General features: G+C 68.4%; 1 protein-coding gene. It reads left to right on the forward strand.

The genetic code is table 11. The features are described 5' to 3' along the window. A partial coding sequence (locus JK363_RS41300; protein WP_201883470.1) for an acyltransferase domain-containing protein occupies window positions 1-1,109 on the forward strand: 1,109 nt, incomplete at both ends.

Raw genomic sequence — 1,109 nt, forward strand, 5'->3', positions numbered from 1 at the left:
GTGGAGTTGCTGGACTCCTCGCCGGTCTTCGCCGAGCACATGGCCGCATGCGCCCACGCACTCGAACCCTTCGTGGACTGGTCCCTGGACCAGGTGCTGCGGGCAACCGAGGACGCCCCCTCACTGGACCGCGTGGACGTCGTCCAACCCGCACTATGGGCCGTCATGGTCTCACTGGCCGGACTCTGGCGCTCCCTGGGCGTAGAACCCTCAGCCGTCATCGGCCACTCCCAAGGCGAAATCGCCGCCGCATGCGTCGCAGGCGGACTCTCCCTGGAAGACGGCGCCCGCATAGTCGCCCTGCGCAGCCGCCTGGTCCGCGAACGCCTGGCAGGACACGGCGGAATGATGTCCATCGCCGCCCCGGTCGAACACGTGGAAAAACTCCTCACCCCACACCAAGGGCGCATCTCCATCGCCGCCGTCAACGGACCCACCGCCATCGTCGTCGCAGGCGAACCCGCAGCACTGGACGCCCTGGCAACACGGTGCGAGAGCGAGGACATCCGCACCCGCCGCATCGCGGTCGACTACGCCTCACACTCAGCCCAGGTCGAGACCATCAAAACCGAACTGCACCAGATCCTCGCACCGATCACACCCCGCTCGGGCCAGATCCGCTTCTACTCCACCACCGAGAACCGCTACCTCGACACCGCATCCCTGGACGCCGCCTACTGGTACGACAACCTCCGCGGCCGCGTCGGCTTCGAACCCGCCGTCCGAGCCCTGACCGACAACGGCGCCGGCTGCTTCCTGGAGATGTCACCCCACCCGGTCCTCACCATGGCTGTCGAGGACACCACCCAAGGCCGCGCCGCCGTGGTCGGCTCCCTGCGCCGCGACGACGGCGGCCCCCAGCGCTTCATCACCTCCCTGGCCGAAGCACACACCGCAGGCGTCACCATCAACTGGCCCGCCCTCTACACCGGCACCGGCGCACACCACATCCCCCTGCCCACCTACCCCTTCCAACACCAGCACTACTGGGTAACCCCCGGCACCCGCACCGGTGACATGACCACCGTCGGCCAAGTACCCGTGGACCACCCCGTACTCGCCGCCGCCGTACCCGTCGGCGACCGCGACGAATGGATCTTCACCGGCCG

Origin of the sequence: Streptomyces coffeae, from assembly GCF_016741875.1 — a bacterium.
Lineage (GTDB): Bacteria > Actinomycetota > Actinomycetes > Streptomycetales > Streptomycetaceae > Streptomyces > Streptomyces coffeae.